Source organism: Bifidobacterium pseudolongum subsp. globosum, assembly GCF_004155535.1.
GTDB classification, from domain to species: Bacteria; Actinomycetota; Actinomycetes; order Actinomycetales; family Bifidobacteriaceae; genus Bifidobacterium; species Bifidobacterium pseudolongum_C.
Genome location: NZ_RYUH01000014.1, coordinates 116,166 through 141,762, shown reverse-complemented (window position 1 = coordinate 141,762; position 25,597 = coordinate 116,166). Strand labels below are relative to the sequence as shown.

General features: G+C 61.3%; 22 protein-coding genes. 15 read left to right on the top strand and 7 right to left on the bottom strand.

From position 1 onward, the window contains the following. Positions 1–35 precede the first annotated feature (35 nt). Positions 36–686, bottom strand: a complete 651-nt coding sequence (pdxT, locus tag PG2093B_RS07550) for a pyridoxal 5'-phosphate synthase glutaminase subunit PdxT (protein WP_129897965.1) — start codon at positions 684–686, stop codon at positions 36–38. 3 nt (positions 687–689) lie between these two features. Then, positions 690–1,565, bottom strand: coding sequence for a pyridoxal 5'-phosphate synthase lyase subunit PdxS (gene pdxS / locus PG2093B_RS07545; protein WP_129854751.1), 876 nt, complete (start codon positions 1,563–1,565; stop codon positions 690–692). Between the two features lie 210 nt (positions 1,566–1,775). On the opposite strand from pdxS, the gene PG2093B_RS07540 reads away from it, so the two are divergent. Continuing rightward, positions 1,776–2,714 carry a restriction endonuclease gene (locus PG2093B_RS07540; RefSeq protein WP_129897964.1) on the top strand — a complete coding sequence of 313 codons (939 nt, stop codon included), beginning with the start codon at positions 1,776–1,778 and terminating at the stop codon, positions 2,712–2,714. Between the two features lie 454 nt (positions 2,715–3,168). Next, positions 3,169–4,125 (top strand): hypothetical protein, encoded by a 957-nt coding sequence (locus PG2093B_RS07535; protein ID WP_129897963.1) that lies wholly within the window; start codon positions 3,169–3,171, stop codon positions 4,123–4,125. Positions 4,126–4,148: 23 nt separating this feature from the next. Here the strand turns inward: PG2093B_RS07535 and PG2093B_RS07530 are convergent, their stop codons facing one another. Further along, entirely contained in the window at positions 4,149–5,363 is a 1,215-nt protein-coding gene (locus PG2093B_RS07530) for an acyltransferase family protein (protein ID WP_129897962.1), read from the bottom strand. A 132-nt stretch (positions 5,364–5,495) separates the two neighbouring features. On the opposite strand from PG2093B_RS07530, the gene PG2093B_RS07525 reads away from it, so the two are divergent. Together PG2093B_RS07525 and PG2093B_RS07520 are read left to right on the top strand one after the other, a co-directional pair. After that, positions 5,496–6,242 (top strand): HNH endonuclease family protein, encoded by a 747-nt coding sequence (locus tag PG2093B_RS07525; RefSeq protein WP_129897961.1) that lies wholly within the window; start codon positions 5,496–5,498, stop codon positions 6,240–6,242. A gap of 75 nt (positions 6,243–6,317) precedes the next feature. Next, positions 6,318–7,649: an Nramp family divalent metal transporter gene (locus PG2093B_RS07520; RefSeq protein ID WP_277985348.1), complete on the top strand. Its 1,332-nt coding sequence runs from the start codon at positions 6,318–6,320 to the stop codon at positions 7,647–7,649. 6 nt (positions 7,650–7,655) lie between these two features. Here PG2093B_RS07520 and PG2093B_RS07515 read toward each other — a convergent pair whose 3' ends face one another. Next, a complete protein-coding gene (locus tag PG2093B_RS07515; RefSeq protein ID WP_129897960.1) occupies positions 7,656–9,275 on the bottom strand; it encodes an MDR family MFS transporter in 1,620 nt (539 codons plus the stop codon). Continuing rightward, positions 9,272–9,634, bottom strand: coding sequence for a hypothetical protein (locus PG2093B_RS07510; protein WP_431520222.1), 363 nt, complete (start codon positions 9,632–9,634; stop codon positions 9,272–9,274). The genes PG2093B_RS07515 and PG2093B_RS07510 overlap by 4 nt, the downstream gene beginning before the upstream one ends. A gap of 481 nt (positions 9,635–10,115) precedes the next feature. Between PG2093B_RS07510 and PG2093B_RS07505 the strand changes: the two genes are divergently transcribed. The 4 genes from PG2093B_RS07505 to PG2093B_RS07490 all read left to right on the top strand — a co-directional run bounded on the left by PG2093B_RS07505 (position 10,116) and on the right by PG2093B_RS07490 (position 15,360). Beyond that, complete coding sequence (locus tag PG2093B_RS07505; RefSeq protein ID WP_129897959.1) at positions 10,116–11,651, top strand: sugar transferase; 1,536 nt, start codon at positions 10,116–10,118, stop codon at positions 11,649–11,651. A gap of 39 nt (positions 11,652–11,690) precedes the next feature. After that, positions 11,691–12,710, top strand: a complete 1,020-nt coding sequence (gene rfbB, locus PG2093B_RS07500) for a dTDP-glucose 4,6-dehydratase (RefSeq protein WP_129897958.1) — start codon at positions 11,691–11,693, stop codon at positions 12,708–12,710. A 115-nt stretch (positions 12,711–12,825) separates the two neighbouring features. Next, entirely contained in the window at positions 12,826–14,775 is a 1,950-nt protein-coding gene (locus PG2093B_RS07495) for a DUF4012 domain-containing protein (RefSeq protein ID WP_165369742.1), read from the top strand. 129 nt (positions 14,776–14,904) lie between these two features. Then, complete coding sequence (locus PG2093B_RS07490) at positions 14,905–15,360, top strand: hypothetical protein (protein WP_129897956.1); 456 nt, start codon at positions 14,905–14,907, stop codon at positions 15,358–15,360. 109 nt (positions 15,361–15,469) lie between these two features. Here PG2093B_RS07490 and PG2093B_RS07485 read toward each other — a convergent pair whose 3' ends face one another. After that, positions 15,470–16,507: a G5 domain-containing protein gene (locus PG2093B_RS07485; protein ID WP_129897955.1), complete on the bottom strand. Its 1,038-nt coding sequence runs from the start codon at positions 16,505–16,507 to the stop codon at positions 15,470–15,472. A gap of 256 nt (positions 16,508–16,763) precedes the next feature. After that, positions 16,764–17,165, bottom strand: coding sequence for a thioredoxin family protein (locus tag PG2093B_RS07480; protein WP_022858827.1), 402 nt, complete (start codon positions 17,163–17,165; stop codon positions 16,764–16,766). 167 nt (positions 17,166–17,332) lie between these two features. On the opposite strand from PG2093B_RS07480, the gene PG2093B_RS07475 reads away from it, so the two are divergent. The 7 genes from PG2093B_RS07475 (at position 17,333) to PG2093B_RS07445 (ending at position 25,475) form a co-directional block, all read left to right on the top strand. Then, complete coding sequence (locus PG2093B_RS07475) at positions 17,333–17,968, top strand: NUDIX hydrolase family protein (protein ID WP_022858828.1); 636 nt, start codon at positions 17,333–17,335, stop codon at positions 17,966–17,968. Between the two features lie 73 nt (positions 17,969–18,041). Then, positions 18,042–18,908: an alpha/beta fold hydrolase gene (locus tag PG2093B_RS07470; RefSeq protein WP_129897954.1), complete on the top strand. Its 867-nt coding sequence runs from the start codon at positions 18,042–18,044 to the stop codon at positions 18,906–18,908. Positions 18,909–18,934: 26 nt separating this feature from the next. Next, complete coding sequence (nudC, locus tag PG2093B_RS07465) at positions 18,935–19,996, top strand: NAD(+) diphosphatase (RefSeq protein WP_129897953.1); 1,062 nt, start codon at positions 18,935–18,937, stop codon at positions 19,994–19,996. Positions 19,997–20,051: 55 nt separating this feature from the next. Beyond that, a complete protein-coding gene (gcvH, locus tag PG2093B_RS07460; protein WP_129897952.1) occupies positions 20,052–20,456 on the top strand; it encodes a glycine cleavage system protein GcvH in 405 nt (134 codons plus the stop codon). A 119-nt stretch (positions 20,457–20,575) separates the two neighbouring features. Further along, the gene (locus PG2093B_RS07455; protein WP_165369752.1) at positions 20,576–21,844 is read left to right on the top strand and encodes an App1 family protein; all 1,269 of its coding nucleotides are present in this window, start codon (positions 20,576–20,578) and stop codon (positions 21,842–21,844) included. A 40-nt stretch (positions 21,845–21,884) separates the two neighbouring features. After that, on the top strand, positions 21,885–24,326 hold the full coding sequence (locus PG2093B_RS07450) for a S9 family peptidase (protein WP_129897950.1): 2,442 nt from the start codon (positions 21,885–21,887) through the stop codon (positions 24,324–24,326). 108 nt (positions 24,327–24,434) lie between these two features. Continuing rightward, positions 24,435–25,475, top strand: coding sequence for a 3-isopropylmalate dehydrogenase (locus tag PG2093B_RS07445; protein WP_129897949.1), 1,041 nt, complete (start codon positions 24,435–24,437; stop codon positions 25,473–25,475). Positions 25,476–25,597: the final 122 nt, after the last annotated feature.

The following is a 25,597-nucleotide window of genomic DNA, read 5'->3' as shown; positions in this document are numbered from 1 at the left end:
TGCAGCTGCAGACACCCCCACCCTTTATACGCTGTCTACAGGCTGAGGAAATACTCGTGGATGCGCGGGTCGTCGGTGATTTCCGGATGGAATGCTGTGGCGATGATATTGCCCTGTTGCAGGGCCACCGCGTTGCCACGGGTCGAGGCCATCACGCGCGCGCTGGGGCCGACCTCGGCCACGAATGGGCCGCGGATGAACACGAGCGGAAAATCGGCGATCTCTCCCCTCTGTTCGCGCTGCGCGTCGAACGTGCGTACCGTCTCCTCCGCGGCGAACGACCCGAGCTGACGCCCGTACGCATTGCGGCGCACGGTGGCGTCGAGCGCACCAAAATACACATTGGCGTCGTTCTCGAGTCTGCGGGCGAGCAAAATCATGCCGGCGCACGTGCCGAAGACCGGTTTGCTGGCGGCGATGTGCGCGGCGATCGGTTCGAACAAACCGGTGGAGTGCAGCAGTTTGCCCTGTGTGGTGCTTTCCCCACCGGGCAGGATCACGCGGCCGATCGACTCGTCGAAATCCTCGGCCGCGCGCAACAGGCGCCATGGGGCGCCGAGCTGGTCGAGCATCGCGGCGTGCTCGGCGAATGCGCCCTGCACGGCGAGGATGCCGGTGACTGAGCCGGGGGTATTGCCAAGGTCGTCGGAATGCTCTTTCGAGATATATGCAACGTCAACAACCATGGGTCACTCGCCGCGCTGGGCCATGATGATGTCGATCTCTTCCTCATTGATGCCCACCATCGCCTCGCCGAGGTCCGCGGACAGGCGTGCGAGCAGATCGGCGTCCTGCCAGTTGGCGGTCGCCTGCACGATCGCGGCGGCGCGCTTGGCCGGATCGCCGGACTTGAAGATGCCCGAGCCGACGAACACGCCTTCGGCACCGAGTTCCATCATGAGCGCCGCGTCGGCGGGCGTGGCGACACCGCCGGCGGCGAAGTTGACGACCGGCAGACGGCCGTTGTCGTGCACATACTTCGCGAGATCATACGGCACGGCGAGCTGCTTCGCTGCTTCGTACACCTCGTCGTCGCGCAGGGACACGAGCTCGCGGATCTGGCGGTTCATCGTGCGCATGTGGCGCACGGCCTGAATCACGTCGCCGGTGCCCGGTTCGCCCTTCGTGCGGATCATCGACGCGCCTTCCTCAATGCGGCGCAGTGCTTCGCCCAGGTTCTTCGCGCCGCAGACGAACGGCACGTCGAACTGGGTTTTGTCGATGTGGTAGACGTCATCGGCGGGGGAGAGCACTTCGGACTCGTCGATGTAATCGATCTCGATCGCCTGCAGGATGCGCGCTTCGGCGATGTGGCCGATGCGCACCTTCGCCATGACCGGGATGGAGACGGCCTCCTGGATGCCGCGGATCATGGCGGGGTCGCTCATGCGGCTCACGCCGCCGGCCGCACGGATGTCTGCGGGGATGCGCTCGAGCGCCATGACGGCGCAAGCGCCCGCGTCTTCCGCGATGCGCGCCTGCTCGGGCGTCGTGACGTCCATGATGACACCGCCCTTGAGCATCTGGGCGAGGTTCTTGTTGAGTTCGTTACGGGTAGTCTCCATGAGCTGTTCTCTCTGGTTCCTTCTGTGCGCCTATGTGAACTTACATGCCGCGCGGTGCGTGGCACTGTTTCGAGAGATACCACAACGGTGCTGCGCCGCATGTTTCATGTTCTGATACTGAACGGGGAATGTACGTGGGCGCACACTATTCGGGAGACTGGTAATAGTATCTATGTGAAGTGAAGAAACAATGTGAGAGAAGGTGCATCAGTGCTGGAGTGGTTCTCGAATTTGGACAGTGTATGGAAATACTGCATCGCGGGGGTCGGCATTATTGCCGTGTTGGCCTTGGCGATATGGGTGGTGGATGCCATCCGCCAAATGGTGTTTCGTTCGAAGTTCCATAAGCAATATGGTGTGAATCTACCGCATAGTGTGCGTATCAAGCGGTATCACCATGAAGACGACCCAATAGGCACGTTGGTGCTGCGTTTCCCGTATTGGTCCGCTGCCAAACGAGACGGCACACGTGACCAACGTACGAAGAATACGACCATTTGCTACCAGAAATCCTTGATTGACATTGGGCCATGGGGGCTGAGCGATAAGAACCCGTTGGTGATGTATCGCATTGCGCTTGACTTGCGCGCTCAGGGCCATGCCGTTGGATACTGCCAGGAAGAGAAAATCAAGCGCCAGAGCGTAATGGAGCAGGTAAATGCGCAACGCTCCGCCACCAGCATCGCTAACATTGTGGCTCAATTCAGAAGTCAGCCCACGGATTTCGAGCCGTTCTGCGCTGATGTGTTCCGGAATCTCGGCTGGAGCGCGGAAGTGACCCCTCCAGTGCGGGATGGCGGTTTTGATCTTAAACTCTATGATCCCCAAGGTGTGAGTTTCATCGCGGAATGCAAATGCTATGAACCCAAGCATCGTGTAGGGCGCCCGATTATCCAGAAATTGCAGGGCGCAAACACCACTGTGGGAGCGCAGGGCATGATGGTGATCACGACCAGCGGATTCTCGCGTGATGCCGTGACGTATGCGAATCAAGTGGGTGTACAGCTGATTGACGGCGATATGCTCGTTCGTTTATGCGCGCAGGCGTTTGGGGAATCGGATGCGCAGCCGGTACCGGCGTCGGCTTTTGCGTTGACACGTAATGACATCATGCAGCATATACCCGCAGACATGTGGAACATGTTTTAACAACTGATGTTGTTTTGACCCGGGGGGGGGGGCGTATTTCGTAGTCTGGCATTGAGTCCGCCGCACAAATCGATTTTTGGGGTTGAAATTCGATTTGTGCGGCGGCGTGAAAAGGGCACTTGTGCGGTGTGTGTGAAAATGTCTGAATTTGGATGGAAGTAGTGGATTCTAGGGCTGGTTTGAGTGGAAATGTGCAGTTGTGAGGAGCCGGAGGAGGGTAGATGATCTGTGCTACCGGTCCCACGCCGCACAAATTGACAATATGGGTGAAAAATCGATTTGTGCGGATGAGGGGGGAGTGGAGCAGGGATAGGTAGGGCAATAACCGGGGGAGAGAAATACTGTTGGGGCAGCGCGGGAATCCACATTTCCACAATAGTGCCGAGGTGAATTGCGCATTCGGAGTGGTGACGATACGGTGAGTGGATTCAAACCGCAGTAAGGAGCGAGCGCAATGGATGAATTCTATGAGGAATGGGACGCAATTCCGGTGGATATACACGAGAGCCGACGAAACTCGCATCCGCTGTTGCAGTCGCATCTGCGGCAGACCGCCTCGCAGATGATGTGCCGTTGTGCACGCGCCCACATTCCGTACGTGTACTGCGGGTCGACAGCTCTGCGCCTGCTCGGTGTGGAGACGCCGGAAGATCTTTCGGGCCCGGGCAATGCGTGGGACAATGCGCCACCACGCTCCAACAAACACCCCAGAGATGTATTGCACGTGGTTGTGCGCACAGCTGGTGAACGTCATGAATTGTCGGGCGTTCGCATGCACGTGTGGAAGGGTTTGGCGCCCGATTCCATACAGCAGTTCGCGAACGGCGTGCAGTGCTTGAGGCCGGCGGCTGCGTGGGCATCGGTGGCGATGGACGCGACGATGTTGCAGCTCATCCAGATTGCCGAATCCATGGAGCGGTACGGACTGGCCACGCTCGCCGATTTGCGCGCGTTTGCCGGTGCCCATCGTTTCCAGGGCAAGCGCCGGTGTTTGCGCGCATTGTCGATTGCGAGGACGGGGAGCGCCTCGGTCAAAGAGACTGAATTGCGCGTGCGGTTGGAGTTGCGCGGGCTGCCGGCATTTGCGATTAATTATGCGGTGACAGGCTCGGCATATGACTCACGCGCGGAGCACACGGTGGATCTGGCCATTGCGCAATACCGTGTGGGATTGGAATATCAGGGTGATCAACACCGCTCCGATTACAGGCAATACCGGCGCGACCGTGACAAGCTGGGCGCACTGGCCGCGCTGGGGTGGACCGTGTTCGAGGTGACTCAGGCTGACCTGAATTCCGAAGAGGCGCTGGATCGGCTTGCCATGCGCGTTGCATGTGTGATCGCACAGCAGACGGGTAGAGACCCCCATGTTGCGCGCCTGACCTATGCGCGCATAGGCAGGGCGCGGTGAGGGGATATGCAATCTGGCTTGCGCTACTCCAGATCAGCGCGAGTTGCCCCTTCAGGAGTGGAAGAATCCGTCATCAGTTTTGGTAGCGACTGGACCCACGACCACCGGGCCACTGTATTCCACAGGGCCTCGAACCAACGTCCTGGATGCCGGTCCACGGTGAGTGCGAAGAGTCCCCGGCGGGCGAAATCACAAAGTGTGCAAGCGGCATATACGCCAAGCATGATGACGATGATGCGAAGCAACGCGAAGGGTTTGCCGTAGATGTCCTTGAGATTGAACAAGGTGAACCACAGCAGGTTGCGCATGGGAGGATACTCGGAAATCAGATAGACGGCGAATGCCGATTTAGCAATGAAGTTGATGGTTTTGTTGTAGAAGTGCAGCCGGTCAAACAGCAAGAAGATCGGAATGCCGACCATAAGCGAGGGCAGCGTAGTGAAGTCATAGAATGGGGTGTATGTCACCAGCTTTGTGGGCGCGTTATCAGCGAACATAAGCGCAATGCCCGCATCTTTCAGTGCAGTGATCGATATGCCTATGAGCAGGCCGCCCGCAAGGAGCATCCAGAGCTGTTTGACATTGCATTGCTTGAGATACAGTTTGTAGCACGACAACAGGATGAACAGATACATGAATCCTGCCACGTTGGTGAGGTAGGTGCCGAATATGGTGGGGTAGGGCACCAGGCTCAACGGTCCGAAAACAAGCAGCAGTATCAGGGCCAATTTTGTGTGGAGCTTGGGGCCCATTGCCAGTAACGCATACTGCAAGAAGGGCAATATGGCGAGGAACGAGGCGTAGGCCGAAGCGTACCACCACAAGTTGGTGATCACGGGAAATACGCTGCTGAGCATCATTGTGGGAGACAGCAAGGATTTCTTGGCGATGGTGAACGCCACGAGCAGTGTAAGGCCCCAGAACAGGAGTTCACGTTCCATGATCCATATGCGCTTGAAATTATGCTTGATCGACTGTTCCGAACTGATGAGGAACCACGTGGAGATGGAGAAGAAGATAACAACGCCAATCTTGCCAGCGCCGAGGAAGATGAACGAAAGAATCTCCCTGCCGGGAGTCATGGGGAAACTTGCAAGGGCGCCCCTGTTGTGAAAGACGAAATGATGCGACAGAATCATCAGCATGGCAATGATGCGCAGTAATTCGATACTCGAATTGCGTTGCCTCCGAATCGGTTTATGTCGTGCTTGTGTTGTGGCAACGCCGTGCGCAGTCATAAGTTGCTCTCCCCAGTAGTGTTTAATCACTGTTATCTTGCCAAACTCCACCGACCGCCTGCATATACGGTGATTTACGTGCGCGCACCGGTCAGCTTGATTTTCCGCACGATTCGCGCGACAGTAGAGCGCATGACTCGTAGACGTTCCAAGCATTTCGGCCGCAACTACTTCAACAGTTCCAGTGTGGCTGAGCGCGTGTTGATCCTGCTCGTGATCGCCATAGTGATCGGCGTGACGATCGGGGTGATTCTGCCGCGCATCAGCCCGAAATTCGCGGAACTGACCGGGCAGTACCATGCCACGGGTACGGCGGCGGAGACACTGCAGAAACTGCCGGTGAATGACGACGTCTCCACAGCAGGCTACGACCGCGAACTGTTCGGCTACCGCGAAACAGACGACGACGGCAATGGCTGCGATGTGCGCGAAGACGTGCTCGCACGCGACCTGACCGGGGTGAAATACACGAAGCTCGGCGGGTGCAAAGTCAAATCGGGTGTGCTCGCGGACCCGTACACCGGCAAGACGATCCATTTTCAGCGTGGGCAGACCACCAGCTCGGCCGTGCAGATCGACCATGTGGTGGCACTGCAGAACGCGTGGCAGTCCGGCGCGCGCGACTGGAGCCAGCAGAAGCGGTTCCGGTTCGGCAACGACCTCTACAACCTGCTCGCGGTGGACGGCCCGGCGAACCAGGAGAAAGGCGCCGCCTCAGCCGCATACTGGCTGCCGACGAACGGCGACTACCGGTGCGATTATGTGGCGCGCCAGATCGGCGTGAAAGACAAGTACGGACTGAGCGTGACGACGCAAGAGAAGCGCGCAATGCTCAGTGTGCTGCACTCATGCCCGGGGCAGGCGATTCCGAACGATTGAGCGGCGCGCGAAACCACGATGATTCGACACAATGGAATCCGAAAATAAGCTGCGGTAGTCGAGGAGTCGTGATGCATGATGAGCGAAGGCAAACAACAGAGCACGTCGCCAGCGGACATTGACTCGCTCGCATTGCAGGCCGAGGCGGACCAGGACATTGCGATTGAGCGTATAGCGGACGGCAAACCGGAGAAACCCACGCATGCGCTCGCCAGCATGCTGGGGCCGGCGTTTGTGGCGGCGGTGGCCTATGTCGATCCGGGCAACGTGGCGGCGAACCTTACCTCGGGCGCCAAATACGGCTATCTGCTGGTGTGGGTACTCGTGGTGGCCAACTGCATGAGCGTGCTGATCCAATACCAGGCGGCCAAACTCGGCATAGTCACCGGCAAAAGCCTGCCGCAGATCCTGGGGGAGCGCATGGGCACCGCCGGGCGCTTCCTGTTCTTCATGCAGGCCGAGGTCATCGCCATCGCCACCGACCTCGCCGAAGTCATCGGCGGTGCCATCGCACTGAATCTGCTGTTTGGTGTACCACTGCTCGTGGGCGGCTGCATCATCGGCGCCGTTTCGACCGTGCTGCTGCTGTTCCAAGGTGGCGAGACGCACAAGATCTTCGAACGGCTCGTGATCGGGTTGCTGCTGGTGATCACGTTTGGGTTCATCGCGGGCCTGTTCATCGACCCGCCCAATCCGCTTGCGGTGGCGGAAGGGCTGATTCCGCGGTTCACCGACGGGTCGTCGGTATTGATGGCCACATCGATGCTCGGCGCGACGGTGATGCCGCACGCGATCTACTTGCACTCCACGCTTGTGAACGACCACTTCGGCAAAGGCTCCGACCGGCCGAGCATACGCCAGATGATGCACGGCAGCCGCATCGACGTAGTGTGGGCGCTCGCCATTGCCGGCACCGTGAACATCGCGCTGCTCGTGCTCGCCGCGAATTCGCTCTACGGCATGACCGGCACCGATACGATCGAAGGCGCGCAGCATGCCATCACACAGGTGCTCGGACCGGTCGTCGGCACGATTTTCTCAATCGGCCTGCTCGCGTCGTCACTCTCATCCACGTCGGTCGGCACGTACGCCGGCTCGGAGATCATGAAAGGGCTCCTGCGTGTGAACGTGCCGATGTGGGCATGCCGCGTGGCCACGCTTGTGCCGGCGCTCGTGGTGCTTGCGCTCGCCAACAACCCGACCGAGGCGCTGATTGTTGGGCAGGTGGTGCTGTCGATCGGCATTCCGTTCGCGATCATTCCGCTGATGCGCTATACGCACGACCGCTCGCTTATGGGCAAATATGTGGACGGGCGGATCAAGCACATCGTCTGTATGGCGGTCGTGGCGCTGATCATCGCGCTCAACGCCGTGCTCATCGTGCTCACGCTGATGGGCAAGGCGTAATTATTACTACGCGGATGCGGCCTCGGCCTTTTCGCGGTGCAGCGCACGGCGTACGGCACTGCGTGCCGAGCCGGCGTCTTCGCCCTTGACACCGAAGACGACCATCAGGATCATGATGAAGTTGATGATCGCGCTGATACGCAGCGCCCATTCAATGCCGATGACACTCGCTTCTATATCCGGGCGTCCGGCGCCCATCTGGGCTGCGGCGATCGAATACATGATGAGGATCATGACAGGGGACCCGATCGCACCGGCGATCTGCCTTACCGTGTTGGTGACGGCTGAACCGGCCGATACTTCGGCAGGCTTAAGGCAGTTGAGCGACCACGTGGTGACCGGCATCATGACGAAGCCCATGCCGATCTGCCGGATGAACTGGCAGATCGAGATGTACCAGATCCAGGTGCCCATGCCGATCATGCTCATCATCGTCGTACCAAGGCACAGCAGGATGGTGCCGACCATGGCGACAGGGCGTGCCCCGAACCTGTCGAGCGCGCGGCCGCCAAAGAACTGGGCGATGGCCTGGGCGATTGCGCCGGGGAGCATGACAAGACCGCTTATGGTGGCTGTGTAGCCGCGGCAGTTCTGGATGTAGAGCGGGATGAGCACGACGAGCGAGCTGAACGCGAAAAAGCTCAACGATGCAATGATGGTGCCGACGGAAAAATGCGCATTACGCAACACGGAGAGGTCGAGCAATGCGGGGCGGTCCGTCTTGCCGGTCTTGAAGCGCCGCTCATTGCGGAACTGACGCAGTACGAACCATACGATGCCGGCGAGGCCGATGATCATCGGAAGCCATACAACGGGCGCCGCCAGCGGGTATGCCTGGATGTTCGTGAAGCCGAACATCAGCCCACCGAAGCCGATGATGGACAGCCCGACTGAGAAGAAGTCCGCGTGCGCAGCTTTGTCTGACTCACCGAAGTTATGCAATCCGAACACAGCGAGCAGGATCGAGATGCAGCCGATGACGGTGAGCGTCAGGAAGATGGACCTCCATCCGTTCATATCCGTCTGCAGGCCGCCGAGCGTGGGGCCGATCGCCGGTGCGACCGCCATCGCCATGCCGACGATGCCCATCGCCATGCCACGCCTATCGAGCGGGAAAATCGAGAATACGGTGATCTGCAGAACCGGCCACATGACGCCCGTACCGACTGCCTCAAGGAAGCGGCCGAACAGCGCGAGCGGGAACGTGGGGCTGAGCCATGCGAGCACCGAGCCAACCGTGAACACGACCATCGAGGCGATGACGATCTGACGCGTTGAGAACCGTCGCGTCAGGTATGCGGTGAGCGGCACCATCACGCCCATCGTCAGCTGGAAGATCGACGTCATCCATTGGCCGAGCGTCACGGAAATGCCGAAGTCGTCGACGAGCGTCGGCAGGGCGGCGCTGAGCTGCAGCTGCGTGAAGTTGCCGACGAAGGTGATGAACGTGAGGATGGCGAGCGAGATGAACGCCGGACGTGTCAGATGGTCGTTGCGGTATGACATCTCACCGGTGAGCACGGTGGATAGGCCGGCTATGCGGCCCTCGTGCCCGGCCGGTTCGGGGCTGTGGTGCACGTCACGCGTGTAGGGGCGCCCTGGCTGTGGTGGCTTCGGAAGACTCATTCTGTTGGCTGTTCTGCCGCTTCCTCGGCGTTGACCGCAGGCGTTTCTCCGGTCGGCGTATCATCCGCCTGCCGTGCGCTTTGGTCTTCCGGGCTGTATTCCACCACGTTGAGCACGGCGATGCCATCCGCCGTGCGGACGAACACGTTGGCGCGGCCGCCGATTTCCTCAATGCCTTCAAGCAGATGCGAAATCGGTTCGGAATCGAGCACGGGGAGCACCTGTGCCACGCCTTCGGCGTCGATCACGCGCAGTGTTTCGTCAAGTTCGCCGGTTGAGAGAATGTCGTCGATGCGCTTTTCGAATTGGCGCAATTCCTCGTCGGCAATCGCCCCGCCATCGCTTTCCGTCTCGGTCACGGCGAACTCGCCGGTGACGGTGTCATCGGACGAAACAGGTGCAGCCGGATCGGGCATCACGGCATTGTCGGGCGTGACCGCGGCGGTCAGTGGGTCTGTGTTGAGTGCACATGGCTCCGTGAGCTCATCGGTCTTGAGCGCATCATGCTCGGCATCCCGAGCGGCTTGCCCTGGGCCGTATTCCACGGCATTGAACGAACCGGTGTTGCCTTGTGCCTGTTCCATCACGAATCTCCTTTGGAAAGTGCCTCGTCGTACATACGATGGTCATGAACCTATACTTCGCCCAATTCATATTGTAAACGGAGCACATCGTGCTTCACCTACTGAGAAACCATGACGAACATGCAAGCATGTGCCATGATGTGCAGTTTGCGGCAGGGGGCAAGGTAGTATTGGCTTGTTATGCGCAAAGCGGGTACCGCCACGTGCGGTGAGGGAACAGGCCTGAGTGCTGTGTGGGCAGGCGAGAAGGAGAACCATGACACAGGAAAAGAGTGATGCACAGCTCGTGCAGAAGGTGGAACATCAATCCGCCAAAGTGCTGCATTGGCGCCTTGTATTGAACCTCGCTTTGATGGCATTCGACGCGGTGGTGTATTTCTGCGTTGGTCTTCTGGTGATGTTCCTGAGCAAAGAGATGGACCTGTTCACCACACGCCTGCAGCTCAACCTCCCGATCAGTGTGTACCTATATGTGGCGGTCTGTGCGATCATCTGGGTGTTCTGTGCCCATTCCTCCGGTGTCTACCACAGGCATGTGTTCGCTGATGGCTATCAGCTCAACATTCTGCTGTTCAAGGCCTCGGTGTTCTGCTGGGTGTGCGTGTGCGCACTCAACTTCATCATTCAGACGAATGTCTCGTTTTTCTCGGTGTGCATGACGTCGTTGTGCGTGTGGGTGGCCGAGATGATCGTGCGCTTTGTAGCGCGCCGCTTCCTCACCTACCGCCACCGCAAAGGCGATTATGCCTATCCCACGGTCATTGTGGGCTCGCCCGAAGGCATTGGACAGATTCTCAAATTCCTTGGGCAGCGCAAGCAGCTCAATTACAAACCGGTACGTGTGTGTCCGATCCGTGTGAACCGTGAAACAGGGCTCATCGAAGCGGATCCAAACGTCGATGTGCTTGACAGGATGGTGCGCGAATCCTGGGGCGAGCCGATCGAGATGATCGAATACGGCGACCATCTGGCCGGCCGCATCGCACAGACCGGCGCGCAGACCGTGATGGTGACGGATGTGCTCGACCGTTTCTCCGACAATCTGAGCACATTCGCCGTGCAGATGGAATCGCTCAATCTGGAGATTGCGTTGATCACCTCGGCGCTTGACATTGCCGAGCATGCCACGCAGCTGCGCAACATCCAAGGCATGAGCATCATGACGATCAGTCTGCCGCAGTATTCGCAGGTGGCCAAGGTCAAGAAGCGTATCTTCGACATTGTTGTCTCATCGCTCGCCATCGTGCTCTCGTCGTGGATCATGCTCATCGTGGCAATCGCCATCAAGATTGAAGACGGTGGTCCGGTGCTCTACAAACAGGAACGCATTGGTCTGCGTGGCAAGCCGTTCTATATCCACAAGTTCCGCTCAATGCGCGTGGATGCGGACCAACACTTGAAAGAAGTGCTTGCTGCGAATGGACAGGAGATGGGTGCACGGTACAAACTCAAGCATGATCCTCGCATCACGAAGGTCGGCAACTTCATCCGCAAGACAAGCCTTGACGAGCTGCCGCAGTTCTTCGACGTGTTCATGGGCAGCATGAGTGTGGTCGGACCCCGCCCGCAGCGTGACTTCGAGGTACAGGAATACGATCCGGTCTACGCTACGCGCCTGCTCGTCAAACCCGGCATCACCGGTCCGTGGCAGGTATCCGGGCGCAACGACCTTGACGAAGAGGAAAGCCGTCAGCTCGACGTGAGCTACGTGCAGGATTGGAGCGTGATGGGAGACATCGTGTACATCATGCGCACCATCGGCACGGTGCTGCACCCGAGCGGTGCGTACTGATGCTACGGTGTGATGGAGCGGGTTGCTAAGCTGAGTGCCATGACCGAATCGTTCACCCCCAAGAACATCATCGTGACCGGCGGCTGCGGCTTCATCGGGTCGGATTTCGTGCATTACGTGGTCAACAACCACCCTGATGTGCATGTGACGGTGCTCGACGCGCTCACCTACGCCGGCAACCTCGAGAACATCAAGCCGCTGCTCGGCGACCAGGTGGAGTTCGTCCACGGCAATATCTGCGACGCGCAGCTGCTCGACGAGCTTGTGCCCGGCCATGACGCCATTGTGCACTACGCGGCCGAATCGCACAACGACAACTCAATCGCCGACCCTGAGCCTTTCCTTAAGACGAATGTGGAAGGTACGTTCCGCCTGATTGAGGCGGCGCGTAAATACGACGTGCGTTTCCATCACGTGAGCACCGACGAGGTCTATGGCGACCTCGCGCTCGACGACCCCGCGAAGTTCACCGAAGAGACGCCGTACCGCCCGTCAAGCCCGTATTCGTCCACGAAGGCGAGCTCCGACCTGCTTGTGCGCGCATGGTTCCGCACGTATGGCCTGCGCATGACGATTTCGAACTGCTCGAACAACTATGGGCCCTACCAGCATGTGGAGAAATTCATCCCGCGTCAAATCACGAACATCATCGAGGGTATTCGCCCCAAGCTCTACGGTGATGGCCTCAATGTGCGCGACTGGATTCATACTGAAGACCATTCGAGCGCGGTGTGGACAATCCTGACGCAGGGCCGCTTGGGCGAGACCTATCTGATTGGTGCGAACGGTGAGCGTAACAATTTGACCGTGCTGAAAGACATCCTGCGTGTGATGGGCCAGCCCGAAGATGCATTCGATTGGGTCAAGGATCGCCCGGGCCATGACCGCCGTTATGCGATTGACTCGACGAAGTTGCAGACCGAGCTCGGTTGGCGCCCGACGCACACCAACTTTGAATCCGGTCTGCGCCAGACTGTGCAGTGGTATGTGGACAACCCGCAGTGGTGGGAACCAGCGAAGGCCGCCACCGAGGCGAAATACAAGGCTCAAGGGCAGTGATTATATGACAGGTGCGATGTGTCTGGCGAACCTCCCTATTGTGGTGAGTCATGACAATTGACTAAAATAGGCTGGTCAGTGTCCGGTCTATGGAGTCCTACTCGCACATACCAGCTTGGGCACCTTCAGCCGCACAATCGAGACAGGAGAGACGGTCAGTATGACGTCGCGCGACAAGCAAACACGGCAAGAGCAAGAGAACCATTCCCGAGTTGAAGGTGCAGCACAGGTGGATTCAGCTGCAGTCCAGGATGATGTGTCGGGTGAAGCCGTGACACACATAGCGTGGTACCTCCGTATTCGGTGGTGGGGATGGGTGCTCATCGCGGTCGCTGCGGTATGTGTGGTTTTTGCCGGTACCATCGGCACACAGGCACTGCTCGTCAAGCATCATGAGGATACCGCAATTGCGGTTGTCAAGGATGCTGTCAAAGAGCAGAGGCTCAATGACCTCGATGGAGTCGTTGCGGATATGCAGAAGGAGACGCGTGCCGCACGCAATATTACGAACGGTGCATTGTGGAGATTCACTGAGAAGCTCCCCGGCATCAAAGGCAGCATGCGTGTTGTACGCATGATGACCGATGTTGCAGACGATATGGCACAGGATACGGCACCGAAATTCGCGGATGCCGCGCAGGCCATCGATTTCAAATCAATTTATACGAACGGCAGTATCAACGCAGAACCAATCATCAAAGCACTGCCGGAATTGGAAACTGCCTCGCAATCGCTGGAACGGTACACCGAGGAATTCGACAGGATTCCCATCCCGCGTATCAATATTGTGGCGAATACGCTCAACAGCAGTCGCGTCGTGCTTGACAAAGCCAACTATTACATGCAGGCAGCTGTGGACGAATACATTCCAAAACTGCCTGAATGGCTCGGTTACGAGGGAAAGCAGACGTATGCGATTCTTGCGATGACGCCGGGGGAGATGCGTGCGAGTGGTGGCCTTATTGGTGCAGTCGGTACGGTGACGATTGACGATGGCAAGATTGAAATCGGGGATTTCCGGTCCAATCTGGGATTCGCGGATTCAAATATCACTGCACGCAACCTGTCGGAGGATGAAAACCGCCTCTACAGGGAAGAGGGGCCGATGAACATGAACTATGATGTGCGTGATATCGCGAATTCACCGGATACTGTGCGCGTCGCCGACTACTTCAAGGCCATTTGGAAGCAGACGAAGACAGGCAAGCATACCGAGCTCAATGGCATCGTGCTCGCCGATCCACTTGTGGTGCAGAGTTTGGTGAAGGTGTTCGGCGATGTGACACTCCCCAACGGTACGGTATTGACCGGTGCGAACACCGCGGACTTTCTGATCAACACCGCATACAAGGACTACCCAGCCGAGGAAACCGATGCGATGTTCGGCACCGTGGCGAAGGCATGCGTCCAGCGGCTTATGGGCGATCTGGATGCTGGCAAGATGGCCAAGCTGGCCAGTGAGATGGTCACGCTCGCGCACAACCGCCATCTCTCCGTGTATTCCTTTGATCCGACGATGCAGCAGCTTTTCTGGGATACCGAGCTGACGTCCACATTCCCGCTCGATGAGGCCAAGCCGAAAATCGGCATCTACATCACCGAGAACAATCCATCAAAAATGGGGTGGTACATCAAGCGGTCCACGAAGATCACGCAGCTTGACTGCTTGGAGGACGGCCCGGCAAAATACCATGTGGAGTACACGATCCGGAACACGATGACCGACGAGGAATCCAAGACGTTGCCACAGTACATCACCGGCATCCGCACCGAATTCCCCGACAGCCACGGCACCAGCTTTGAAAAGATCGTGTTCATGCCGCCGGCGGGCGGTACGATGAGCGACTTCGAAGTCACGGGCAATGGCGCTGACCCGGTCGCTGATTCGCTCAATTACCGGCTCATTTACACCACCATCACACAGGTGCAGCCGGAGAGCGAGGTCACCTATTCCTTTGATGTGACGGTCTCCCCGGATGCCAGGCAGAGGCTTGGTGTGGACGAGACGCCAACAGCCTCGGAGAAGCCTGACGTGACCTATGTGAAGCAATGCCCGGTGGGGTAGAAGCATCCTCGGCCGCACGGATTTTTCAATAAAGTAATTACACTTGCGTCAAAATCAATTTGTGTTTGTACCGGCATTATTTTATAGTAGTAAGGCATCATTCATTCCTCGACGTAAGGAAGTTCGTATATGTCGATTTTACAAGGTTTTGAAATGGTCAACCCAGCAGCTCCGGCAGGTAAGTCCATTCTGACTATTACGCCTCGCTATATTCGATTCAATAAGAATTCCGTACTCGAACTTGGTTCGCCACGGTTTGTGCAGATCCTGACGAATCCGCACACCAAGCAGATTGCGATCAAGGCTTGCAATAGCGGCGACACCAACGCCATTGAGTTTGTGAAGCCCACCAAGCGTACTGCTTCGGTCACGCTGAACATGCCGATCGTGATGGATACGGTGCTCAAGTTCTTCGATTTCCCAGAAGTCGCCGATGACGAGGTGGCCTACGCTCATTTGCACGGCAATCCGTTCATCGATGACAAGACCATCATCTACGACGTGGCCAGCAAGAAGACCGGCGTGATGAAGAAGCGTGGTCGCAAGAAGCAGAAGCGCACCGAAGAGCTGGCTCAGGCATTCTGATTCTGTGCGGTACGTGTTTGAAGCGTGAATACCACATGAATTGAATAGAGTGGAGGGGCAAGCATCATGCTTGCCCCTCCACTCTATTGGCGCTGACCGTGGTGCCTCTTTAATACCAATGGTTGGCCTGCCAGAATGCGTATGCGCCCTGAATGGAGCCATAGCGTCCCTTGCAGTAATCCCAGAACCACTTGAGCTGCGTTTGGTAGTTGGTGGCCCAATCGGCGCCATGCGAGGCCATCTTGCTGCCCGGCAGTGCCTGGGCAAGGCCATATGCACCCGAAGACGCGTTGGTCGCGGTGACCGACCAACCGGATTCACGGCTGATGATGTACACCGTGGCGGTGAAATCGGCTTCCGAACCGCCGTTGGCCAGCAGATAGTCATGCGCCCACTGTTGCATGTCTCCAACCGGAACCGTGGTGCCGATGGATGCGGATGCCGAGCCGTTCCCCTTTTTCTGCGCGGTGGAAGGCTGCGACTGCTGGGTGGGAGCGGGCTGATCCACACGGGTGCCCACGAGAATCACCTTCTCGACAGGGGCTTTCTTCACGTAGGAGGTGAACGTGTTCGACGAAATCACGGTGTCCCCCGAGCGGGTGACGAGGTTGGTCTTCTCAAGGATGCCCTCTTCGCCTTCGGTCTGTACCTTTTCGGTGCCCTTGGGCAGGTCGGCGGTCTCTTTCTTCACCGTGTTGAACGGAATCTTCGACTCCTCGGTCTCCATTGTGGCGCCTGCGCGCGTGATCTCGATGGTGGTCGATTCGTCGACCGGCGTGCGCAGGTCGGGCTTCACGGTGTCGCCCGATTCGAGTGTGATGTCACCGGCGTCGAGTACGGACTTCACATCGGTGAAGTTGGTGCCCAGCACGCTACGGGTCTTGCCATTGATCGAGACGTTGACATAGGTGGCATCGCCGTCCAGTGCCTCGCGGGCGTTGCCACGGGAGGCGGCATGGGAATCGGAAACGGAATACGCGGTCGGCTGCGGCGCCGCCTCGGGCTTTGCGTCCGCGTAGATGCTACGCGTGGCCAAGCCGCCGGTCACAACCAGGCCAACACCTGCGGCCGCCGCGGCAATGCGCATCCACTGGCGCTTGCTCAGCGATCGAAGGGTGGGGTTGTTCGACTTATGTTGGGCCGACATTATGCTCCTCTGACTACGTCCACTAATCCTCGGTGGTATTGCTCAAGACTGATCCGCGCCGCACAAACACCCACTCGTTGGGCGCGTGCCAATCCTCGGTGCGCTCGGCCACATCCGTGGCCGCCGCCGGAATGCACACTGCGGCCCATTATACCGCGTACAATCACCCTTATATAGAAATGTGCCCGAATCTTCACACTCCACAAGCTGCGGAGTGTGAAGATTCGGGCACATCACCGGGGAAAGGGGGTCAGACTCAGGCCTGGATCTCCTCTTCCTCAAGCACCTCATGCGGGTCGGCCCCGTTCTTCTCGGCTTCGGCGAGCGCGGCCGCCACGTCGAGCTTCTTGGCCTGGTCGATGATGTCGTCGAGGTCCGGAGCGCGCAGGGCGCCGGCTTCCTGGTAGATGATGTGGCCTTCCTTGACGATCATCAGCGTCGGCACGGCCTGCACGTTCGCCTGGTTGGCGAGGTTCTGGTTCTTGTCGATGTCGATCTTGCCGAAGAAGATGTCGGGGTTGGCTTCCGAGGCCTTGTCGAAGATCGGGCCGAAGGCGCGGCACGGGCCGCACCAGGTGGCGTAGAAGTCGAAGAAAGCGAGTGTGTTGTCTTGCACCGCCTGTGCGAAAGTCTCTTCTGTGATTTCTTGAACTGCCATAGTTTGCTCCTTCATGACGTCCGTTCGGTTCACCAGTACTATGGTCAACCGGATTCCACTCCCCAGCATTCCATACTCACCCCGGCGCGCCGGGAAATCAGCCACGGGGATAATCCGCGCGGTGTGTACGGCTGGAGTCGGCGCGTGGATTGCGCCATAATGGGGGCATGCCAGTGCTGAATGATGAAGTGCCAGACAACGACGACTACGATGCCGGCCGCCGCCGCGGTGAGTTCGACAACATCACGCCGGAGGATTTCACGCGCGACCATGGTTCGGGGCGCGCCACGCCTCCCGGCTGGCTTGACGGCGAGAGCCTGGGGCGGATCCGCCGCCAGATGCCGATCGCGTATGTGGAGGTCGTGCCGGTGCGCGCGGACGAATTCGGGCGGGTCACGCAGATCGGGTCGCTGTTGCGCGTGTGCGACGACGGCTCGATTGTGGAACGCACACTCATCGCCGGCCGTGTGCTGTACCACGAGACGATTCGCGAGGCCATTGCGCGCAATATCTCGAAGGACCTGGGCGACATCGCGCTGCCACAGCTGCCGCAGGGGTTGATGCCGTTCACCGTGGCCGAATTCTTCCCCACGCCGGGGGTCTCGCCATACCACGACGCGCGTCAGCATGCGATTGCGCTGTGCTACATGGTGCCGATCGCGGGCGATTGCAAGCCGCAGGACGAGACGCTCGACGTGGAGTGGGTCGACCCGCGCACGGCCGCGCTCGACTCGTTCCTTGAGCAGATGGCCGACGGCCACGACTACATTGTGCGCCAGGCGCTCGCCTGGGCCGGCCTGTGATCGGCGGTGGTGTTCTAAGGTGGTGCGTGGACGTTGCGTGACGCACGCGCACAGGAACTGAGGAGCTGCAACCATGGCACTGACGATTGAAAACCACGTCTACCGCGAAGGCGAGGGGATCCCGCTGATCCTGGTGCACGGGTTCCCCGTGGACCACCGCATGTGGGACCGTTGCGCCACCGCGCTCATGGAGATGTCCGACGCGCAGGAGTGCACGCAATACCCGATCTGGGCCCCTGATATGCCAGGCGCCGGCGCGAGCCCGGTGCCCCGGCTGGAGGACAGCGGTGCGCGCGCCGAGGACGGGGCGCTTCCCGATGCGCTCGACCTGATGGCCGACGCCTACGTGGACCTGCTGCACGCCGCCGGCTATGGGCAGGCGATCTGGGCGGGGCTGTCGATGGGCGGCTATCTTGTGCTCGACGTGCAGCGGCGCCACCCTGAGGCCGTGGCGGGCATGGCGCTGCTCGACACGAAGGGCGACGCCGATGCGCCGGCCTCACGCGCGCACCGCATCGAGATCGCACGCGAATGCGTGCAACGGCACACGACCGACCCCGTGATGTTCTTCACCGAGGTGCAGCCGGGTGATTCCACCATCAAACAGTCCCCGGAATACATCAGCCAATTCTCCACATGGATCCGCGAACAGCAGCCTGCGGGCATCGCATGGCGCGAGCTGATGGCGGCCGGCCGACCCGACCTCAACGACCAGTTCGCGCGCATCACCGCACCGGCGGCCGTGATCTGCGGCGAGAACGACCCGTCGAGCGCGCCCACCGTGATGGAGCCGATCGCGCGCGCGATGACCGGCACCGATGTGGCAATGACCGAAATCGAGGACTGCGGCCATTTCAGCGCATGGGAGCGCCCCGACATCGTGGCACAGGCGCTGCACGGGCTGATCGCACGCGTGCCGCGCGCCATCGCAGCGGAATAATCATCCATCAACGAGGGGGAATCATCATGTTCGCACCATTGGCACTCACCCAGGCATTGCCGTATCTGCCGCTCGCGCAGGGCTCCATCGACTATCAGGTGGAGCGGCGCGCGGACCCGGGGCTGATCGACCGCACGCTGCGCGAAGTGGGCGCGCGCGTGGTCCTGACGCGCAACGGCCTGCTCGCCGTGCCGCTCGGCCAGCGCAATGCGGCCGCGCGGCCGAACGCGCGCATGCGGCTCGCCACGCTGCCGGGTGCGTATGTGGCCGACGCACTGGCGAGCCACCCGCATGTTGTGGCGATATATCTGGGCGAAGTCGCCGGCGCCCACCCCGAGCGTATTGTGGCGCTCGACATCAGCGCGGTGGACGCGGTGCCACCGGCCGGCCGCGCGGTCGACGCGGCGTTCGACGAGCGCGGGGACGCGGCCGGCGGCCCGGGGGTGCTCGAATCGGCCGTGCAGCGCTTCGACTGGGTCGACCTGCGCGCGTTCGTGCCGCACGCGTCGGGCCGCGACATCGGCGTGGCCACCACCATGCTTTCGCTCGTCAACTGGTTCGCCTACCAAACGCACTGCCCGGCGTGCGGCGCGCCGACACGGCCCGCGATGAGCGGCTGGGCGCAGCGCTGCACGAACGGCGACGACGGGCACCGCCTGCTGTTCCCGCGCGTGGAGCCGGCGGTGATCATGACGGTCGTCGACGCGCAGGACCGCCTGCTGCTGCAGCACAACCGCGCATGGGCCGACCCGACGCTCTACTCGGTGAGCGCGGGGTTCGTGGAGGCCGGTGAGAACCTCGAGCACGCTTGCCGTCGCGAGACGATGGAGGAGACCGGCATTGAGGTGGGCGAGGTCAAATACCTGGGCTCGCAGCCGTGGCCGTTCAAGATCTCGCTGATGATGGCGTTCAAGGGGCAGGCGCTCTCGACGCAGATCCACGTGGACGGCGAGGAGGTGGCCGACGCGCGATGGGTGACCCGCGACGAGTTCACCGACCTGCTCGTGACCGGCCGCATCAGCGCGCCCGGCAAAGCCACGATCGCACGCTACATGATCGAGGAATGGTACGGCCGCAGCCTGGACTGAAGATGGCCTAGACTGGGGGAAGCACACGTAAGGCATACAAGAACGGAGCAAGACGATGAACGACGCAATGGAACCGGTGGACCGACTCGACATTCCCAAGTACCTGCAGTATTCGGAAGACCACGTGTGGGTGGACGACACGAAGGAGCCGGCGGTCCTCGGCATCACCGAGTACGCGGCCGAACGCATGGGCGACATCGTGTTCGTGGACCTGCCGTCGGTGGGCACGCGTGTGGAGGCCGGTGACGAACTCATGCAGGTCGAATCGTCGAAGGCGGTGGAACCGGTGATCAGCCCGGTGGCGGGCACGGTGAAATACGTGAACCATGAGGCGGAGGACGACGCCGCGATCGTGAACGACGACCCGTATGGCGAAGGCTGGCTCGTCAAGATCGACCTTGACGACGACCGCCCGGATCTGCTCAGCGCGGAAGAGTACGCGGAGAAGATCGCCGCATGACGGACAGGGATGACATCCGGCATGTGCCGCAGCAGGTCAAAAGCATTCTGCAGCACGCGCTGATCCAAGCCGAAGAGGAACAGCACCGGCAAGGCCGTGTGGTGAGCAGTTCGCCGAACATGTCTGCGGCGGGGCCCGACGCGCCGGCAGCGGCCGTGGCGCTGCGCACGACGAGCGCCGCCACATCGAACAGCGACATGCCCACCGTGGCGGTGCCGATCGGCGCGGTGTCCGCGGGCGCCGCGCTGCCGGCGGCGAGCGAGCGTCTCGCACGGCGCCGGCGGTTGCAGTGGAAGAACCCGCTCAAGCAGTTGGTGCGCAAAAGCATCATCGGTGTGTTCGGCGTGTGGCTCAAGCTCTCGACGAACCTCGTGAAGCACCTCAACTGGTTCCCGAGCGTCAAACCGTATGTGGGCTATGGCACCGAGGAATATTCGCGCCTCGTGTGCCGCACGATCTACGCGCCGACGCGCGCCAAACCGCACACGCCGATGCGCGGCATCCACGCGATGCTCGAGGTGCCGGCGGCGCACGAACGCGTGAGCATCACCATCGACGGCGTGCCGCTGCGCACCGTGCAGGTGGGCACGATGGAGGTGTACGACCGCAACGACCCGGCGCGTGCGCAGACGATGGCGTATTCGGTCTCCGACTCCGCGGGCTATCTGGACCTGCTCGCCGAGCACCGCCTGCAGCCGGGCGTGCACCGCTTCAGCTGCAAGGTGCCGCGCCGCGGGCCGGTCGAGGCAGAACTGTTCACGATCCCGAGCGACGCGAAGGTCGGTGTGATATCCGACGTGGACGACACGATCATGGTGACGCAGGTGCCCACGCTGTGGAAGGCGGCATACAACATGCTGCTGCTCTCGCCGCGCAAACGTGCCTCGGTGCCGGGCATGGCGGTCATGTACAACGACATCCGGCGCATGTTCCCGGACGCGCCGTTCTTCTACCTGTCCACCTCGCCGTGGAACGTGGAGAGCTCGATCCGCAACTTCATCTTCGACTACGGGTTTCCCGACGGGCCGCTCCTGCTGCGCGACCTGGACCCGCGCCCCAAGACCTTCGTGCCCTCCGGCGTGCAGCACAAGCTCGAATACGCCGAGCAGCTCATGGAGGATTTCCCTGACATGAAGTTCATCCTGCTGGGCGACGACGGGCAGAAGGACCCGAGCACGTACGCCGAGATCGCCAAGCGCTACCCGGGGCGTGTGCTCGCGATCGGCATCCGCCAGCTTTCCGCGCGCGAATCGGTGGGCGGCCTGGCCTCGGTGGCCGGGTTTGCCGCCACGCAGCCGATGCCGGTGACCGACGTGCCGGTGTTCACCGGCGCCACGGGTTCGAACATCCGCAAGACCATGCTGCCGTATCTGCAGCAGTTCGTATAGGCGCGCGCCGCATGCCGTGAGGCGTGCCTATAATCGGCGCATGACCAACGAACAGCACGCACCACAGCCGCCGCGCGCCCGGCGCACGCCCACCACCCGCACATTCCACAACGACGTGTTCGTCGACCCGTACGAGTGGATGCGCGACAAGGAATCGCCGCAACTGCAGCGGTTCGTGGAGGAGGAGAACGCATACACGGCCACGCGCATGGCCCATCTCGAACCGTTGCGTGAGCGGCTGTTCGACGAGTTCAAGTCGCGCGTGCAGGAGACCGACATGTCGGTGCCGACGCGCATGGACGGCTATTGGTATTACGTGCGCACGCAGGAGGGACTGCAGTACGGTACGCAATGCCGCCTGCCGATCCGCGGCGCGGACGACTGGGACCCGCCGGTGATCGACGCCGCACAGGCGCCGGGCGAGCTCGCGGGGGAGCAGGTCATCTTCGACGCGAACGTGGAAGCGCAAGGGCACGAGTTCTTCGCGCTCGGCGGCATGGACATCAGCAAGGACGGCCGCTGGATGCTCTTCGGCGTCGACACGCGTGGCGACGAACGCTATGATTTCACGATCCGCGACCTCGACACCGGCGAGGAGCTGCCCGAGCGCTTCGACGGCATCGCCGCCGCGTGCTTCACGCCCGACGCCCGGTATGTGTTCTACACGGTGCTCGACGACGCGCAGCGCCCGTACCTGATCCGCCGGCACAAGGTCGGCACGCCGGTCGAATCCGACGTGGACGTGTACGAGGAGCGCGACGAGCGGTTCTGGACCGGCGTCGGCATGTCGTTCGACGACCGGCACATCGTGATCGGCACCGGCTCGAAGACCACGAGCGAAGTGCTGATGCTGCCTGTGGATGATCCGGAAGGCGAGTTCACCCCGGTCATCCCGCGGCGGGAGGGCATTGAATACGACGTGAGCTTCGGCGTGTTCGAGCATGCGGGCGAGCAGGGCGAGGACATCCCGATCGCGGTCGTCTACCACAACGCGGTCAATCCCAATTTCGAAATCGACGTCATCGACATGCGCGCACACAAACCGCCGTACCGGTTGGGCGACGGCGTGACGATCGCGGTCGGCTCGCCGTACGGCACCGAGCTCGGCGACCGTGTGGCGCCCGGCGCGCAGCGGACGCCGGTCGGCACACCGTTCACCGATGCGCGGAACCCCGCCCTGTTGCAGGGCGTGCGCGGGCTCGCGATCGAGGGCATCGCGTTCCACAAGAACTTCGTGGCGCTCTCGTACCGCGGCGACGGCCTGCCGCGCCTCGCGATCACCACGAAGGGCCAGGCGGCGCGCGATTTCCTGACTGGCTGCCCGTGGAGCTTCACCGAGCTTGTGCCGCCGCCGCTCGCCGGCGACGACGACCCGGCCGACGTGCCGGCATTGCGTGGGTTCGAGGGCACGGCCGGACGCATGTATTCGATCGGCACGGCCGGCAATCCCTCGTACGAGGCGCCGCGCATGCGCTATTCGTTCACGAGCTATACGCGGCCGGGCGAACTGCGCGAGATCGACCCGGCCACGGGCGAGGACACGCTGCTCAAGGCGGCCACCGTGCTCGGCGGGTACGACGCGCGCGCGTACGCCGAACGGTCGATCTGGGTGCGTGCGCGCGACGGCGAATCGATCCCCGTCTCGCTCGTCTACAAGAAAGGCGCGCCGCTCGAGTCGATGCCGATGTTCATCACCGGGTACGGCGCGTACGAGATCAGCACCGACCCCGCGTTCTCGGTGGCGCGCGTGAGCATGCTCGACCGCGGCGTGCTCTATGCCGTGCCGCATGTGCGCGGCGGTGGCGAGATGGGGCGAGCATGGTACGAAACGGGCCGGCGCCTCAACAAAAAGCACACGTTCGAGGACTTCGTGGACGCCACGGCCGCGCTGCAGGACTGTGGGCTCGCGGACCCGGCGCGCACGGTGGCGAACGGCGGGTCCGCCGGCGGCCTGCTGATGGGCGCGGTGGCGAACCTGGCGCCGGAACGCTATGCCGGCATCGAGGCGGACGTGCCGTTTGTGGACGCGCTGACGACGATGCTCGACCCGGGCCTGCCGCTCACCGTGACCGAATGGGACGAATGGGGAGACCCGCTGCACGATGTGGAGGCGTACCAGTACATGCGCGGGTATTCGCCGTACGAGAACTCGCCGATGCCCGCGGATGACGGGCGCGTCGACGAGCCAGCGATCCCCGAGCCGGCGGCCGCGCAGCCGGCGCACGCCGTGTGGCGCGATGGCGAGGCGGTAGAAGCCTACCCGCGCATCTTTGTGACGACGTCGATGAACGACATGCGCGTGCTTGTGGTGGAGCCGCTCAAATGGGTGGCGCGCCTGCAGGCGGCCGGGCTCGACGCCGTGATCAAGGTCGAGGTGGAGGCCGGGCATGGCGGCGGCACGGGCCGCTACAAGCGTTGGCGCGACGTGTGCTACGAGAACGCGTGGTGCCTCGATGTGATGCGCGCGACCGAGCTCATGTAGCGCGTGCGGCCTGCGGGTGTCTTGCCATGTGGATGTTTTGCGAAGAGCTGTCCAAGAAATGAGCCGCATGGGTTCGCCATGCGCGCGCCGCGTGTACGCTCGCGTCCTATGAGTGAAAACAAGACGCAGTACACGATCGCCGTGATTCCCGGCGATGGCATTGGCAAGGAAGTCACGCCGTGGGCCCAGCAGGCGCTTGAGCAGGCGGCTGGCGATGCGGCGCAGTTCACCTATGTGGACTTCGATCTGGGCGCGGAGCGCTACCTGCGCGACGGCGAGATCCTGCCCGACGAGGACCTGGAGCGCATCAAGGGCACCGACGCGATCCTGCTCGGCGCGGTCGGCGACCCGCGCGTCAAGGCGGGCGTGCTCGAGCGCGGGCTGCTGCTCAAACTGCGCTTCGCGCTGGACCAGTATGTGAACCTGCGCCCGTCCAAGCTGTACAAGGGCGTCACCTCGCCGCTCGCCGAGCCGGGCGAGATCGACTTCGTGGTGGTGCGCGAAGGCACCGAAGGCCTGTATTGCGGCGCCGGCGGCGCGATCCGCAAGGGCACCGAGCACGAGGTGGCCACCGAGGTCTCGATCAACACGGCGTACGGCGTGGAGCGCGTGGTGCGCTACGCGTTCGACCTGGCCATGAAGCGCCGCAAGCATGTGACGCTCGTGCACAAGAAGAACGTGCTCGTGAACGCCGGCGACATGTGGCAGCGCATCGTGGACAAGGTGGGCGAGGAGTACCCCGAGGTCACGCACGACTACAACCATGTGGACGCCGCCACGATCTACCTGGTCAACGACCCCTCGCGCTTCGACGTGATCCTGACCGACAACCTGTTCGGCGACATCCTGACCGACGAGGCGGGCGCCGTGGTGGGCGGCGTGGGCTATTCCGCGTCCGGTTGCATCAACGCGATCAACGAATACCCGTCGATGTTCGAACCGATCCACGGATCCGCCCCCGACATCGCAGGCCAGGGCATCGCGAACCCGACCGCCGCCATCCTGTCGGCGGCCATGCTGCTGCGCCACCTTGGATTCGACGATGCCGCCGCGCGGATCGACGCCGCGGTCGAGGCCGACATCGAAGAGCTCGGCTCCACCACACGTTCCACCGCGGAAGTGGGCCGCGACATCCTGGCCCGCATCTGACACGGGCCGTGCCACACCCCGCCGTACATCGTGGCTCGGCTGTAGACTGAGCTGCGAACACGCACGATTCATGGCGCGCACACCGCGCGCCCAACCAGCGAAAGAGGTACAGCTATGTGCTG

What these genes read in the sequence shown, in the direction of transcription:
- pdxT (WP_129897965.1), bottom strand. Translation starts at nt 686, where the DNA reads ATGGTTGTTGACGTTGCATATATCTCGAAAGAGCATTCCGACGACCTT.
- pdxS (WP_129854751.1), bottom strand. Translation starts at nt 1,565, where the DNA reads ATGGAGACTACCCGTAACGAACTCAACAAGAACCTCGCCCAGATGCTC.
- PG2093B_RS07535 (WP_129897963.1), top strand. Translation starts at nt 3,169, where the DNA reads ATGGATGAATTCTATGAGGAATGGGACGCAATTCCGGTGGATATACAC.
- PG2093B_RS07530 (WP_129897962.1), bottom strand. Translation starts at nt 5,363, where the DNA reads ATGACTGCGCACGGCGTTGCCACAACACAAGCACGACATAAACCGATT.
- PG2093B_RS07525 (WP_129897961.1), top strand. Translation starts at nt 5,496, where the DNA reads ATGACTCGTAGACGTTCCAAGCATTTCGGCCGCAACTACTTCAACAGT.
- PG2093B_RS07520 (WP_277985348.1), top strand. Translation starts at nt 6,318, where the DNA reads ATGATGAGCGAAGGCAAACAACAGAGCACGTCGCCAGCGGACATTGAC.
- PG2093B_RS07515 (WP_129897960.1), bottom strand. Translation starts at nt 9,275, where the DNA reads ATGAGTCTTCCGAAGCCACCACAGCCAGGGCGCCCCTACACGCGTGAC.
- PG2093B_RS07505 (WP_129897959.1), top strand. Translation starts at nt 10,116, where the DNA reads ATGACACAGGAAAAGAGTGATGCACAGCTCGTGCAGAAGGTGGAACAT.
- rfbB (WP_129897958.1), top strand. Translation starts at nt 11,691, where the DNA reads ATGACCGAATCGTTCACCCCCAAGAACATCATCGTGACCGGCGGCTGC.
- PG2093B_RS07490 (WP_129897956.1), top strand. Translation starts at nt 14,905, where the DNA reads ATGTCGATTTTACAAGGTTTTGAAATGGTCAACCCAGCAGCTCCGGCA.
- PG2093B_RS07485 (WP_129897955.1), bottom strand. Translation starts at nt 16,507, where the DNA reads ATGTCGGCCCAACATAAGTCGAACAACCCCACCCTTCGATCGCTGAGC.
- PG2093B_RS07480 (WP_022858827.1), bottom strand. Translation starts at nt 17,165, where the DNA reads ATGGCAGTTCAAGAAATCACAGAAGAGACTTTCGCACAGGCGGTGCAA.
- PG2093B_RS07475 (WP_022858828.1), top strand. Translation starts at nt 17,333, where the DNA reads ATGCCAGTGCTGAATGATGAAGTGCCAGACAACGACGACTACGATGCC.
- PG2093B_RS07470 (WP_129897954.1), top strand. Translation starts at nt 18,042, where the DNA reads ATGGCACTGACGATTGAAAACCACGTCTACCGCGAAGGCGAGGGGATC.
- nudC (WP_129897953.1), top strand. Translation starts at nt 18,935, where the DNA reads ATGTTCGCACCATTGGCACTCACCCAGGCATTGCCGTATCTGCCGCTC.
- gcvH (WP_129897952.1), top strand. Translation starts at nt 20,052, where the DNA reads ATGAACGACGCAATGGAACCGGTGGACCGACTCGACATTCCCAAGTAC.
- PG2093B_RS07455 (WP_165369752.1), top strand. Translation starts at nt 20,576, where the DNA reads ATGTCTGCGGCGGGGCCCGACGCGCCGGCAGCGGCCGTGGCGCTGCGC.
- PG2093B_RS07450 (WP_129897950.1), top strand. Translation starts at nt 21,885, where the DNA reads ATGACCAACGAACAGCACGCACCACAGCCGCCGCGCGCCCGGCGCACG.
- PG2093B_RS07445 (WP_129897949.1), top strand. Translation starts at nt 24,435, where the DNA reads ATGAGTGAAAACAAGACGCAGTACACGATCGCCGTGATTCCCGGCGAT.